This is a genomic window from Moorena sp. SIO3B2 (assembly GCF_010692525.1).
GTDB classification, from domain to species: Bacteria; Cyanobacteriota; Cyanobacteriia; order Cyanobacteriales; family Coleofasciculaceae; genus Moorena; species Moorena producens.
Map to the genome: position 1 here is coordinate 1 of NZ_JAAHHE010000996.1, position 1,035 is coordinate 1,035.

At 45.7% G+C, this 1,035-nt stretch carries 2 protein-coding genes and 2 pseudogenes; 2 read left to right on the forward strand and 2 right to left on the reverse strand.

The window, feature by feature from the left end:
- Positions 1 to 125 precede the first annotated feature (125 nt).
- Both F6K38_RS43940 and F6K38_RS43945 read left to right on the forward strand, forming a co-directional pair.
- Positions 126 to 206: pseudogene (locus F6K38_RS43940) on the forward strand (hypothetical protein); the annotation flags it as partial.
- Positions 179 to 313, forward strand: a pseudogene (locus tag F6K38_RS43945) (hypothetical protein); the annotation flags it as partial. The pseudogenes F6K38_RS43940 and F6K38_RS43945, both read left to right, overlap by 28 nt.
- A gap of 169 nt (positions 314 to 482) precedes the next feature.
- Here F6K38_RS43945 and F6K38_RS43005 read toward each other — a convergent pair.
- Positions 483 to 827, reverse strand: coding sequence for a DUF5615 family PIN-like protein (locus tag F6K38_RS43005; protein ID WP_287361044.1), 345 nt, complete (start codon positions 825 to 827; stop codon positions 483 to 485).
- A gap of 2 nt (positions 828 to 829) precedes the next feature.
- The coding region (locus F6K38_RS43010) for a DUF433 domain-containing protein (protein WP_287361047.1) at positions 830 to 1,035 on the reverse strand (206 nt) is incomplete at its 5' end.

The following is a 1,035-nucleotide window of genomic DNA, read 5'->3' on the forward strand; positions in this document are numbered from 1 at the left end:
TCCAGCACAGTGCAAAAAGGGTCGGTAGTTGACTTTGCCCTGGCACCTGGCAATAGCGACTTTTTTGATAAGAGCATATTCACTATGAGCATCATTGGTTTGTTGTAGAGCTTAAGCAGTCAGCGGTGAGCGGTCAGCGGTCAGCGGTCAGCGGTCAGCGGTCAGCGGTCAGCGGTCAGCGGTCAGCGGTCAGCGGTCAGCGGTCAGCGGTCAGCAGTCAGCGGTCAGCGGTCAGCGGTCAGCGGTCAGCGGTCAGCGGTCAGCGGTCATGGGAATTAGGGAATTAAGTACTGACTCCCTTGGAAAAAGCTAATTCTATTGTTGGTTAATAGCTGGATTCACCGCGATCGCGTTTTTTTTTTCACTGGTTCGTTATGTGGTTTTGGGATTTGGGCTTGGTGGTGATGATGCGATCGCGTAGCGTGGCCTACGGCCAATCGCTACTTGGTAAAGTCATACTCTAATTCAGCAACGCCGAGGATTTACGCATACAACAACTGATTTCTGATTTCCTCAATTGCCAGCATACTCACCAAAATGCCAACCCGTCTCGCTACTTCATAGGCATTTTTCTGGGGCACAACAATAATTCCTGAATGTTGTTTCTCCTCTTTTATATACTCAAGGTTTAACCGTTCAAAATCAATACGGTTATGGGTCAAAAGAGCTCTGTCTATAGAAGTTGCGAATTCCAATTGCTCTCTATCAGTCTTGCCAATAGTTCCTTGTTCAGGAACAGTTGTTACATCTAGTCCCCGAGACTTTAACAATGTAGCAACCAATCCTGATACATCTTCATCAGTATAAATCGCTACAATAATCCTCACGATCAACCTAAGATAGACTTTACAGATGGATGCACCAATTCATCAGGGACTTGGTTCTGCTCAATGTATTCATTAATCTCCCCCTGATTGTCAAGATAGAAACTTAAGGCATCAAATACTTGCGCCAGAGTCAAATGAGTTAGATGGTTTAGAATTTCTTCTGGCATAATACCCAAGCGCCATAAACCAACAATAGCACGCACAGATG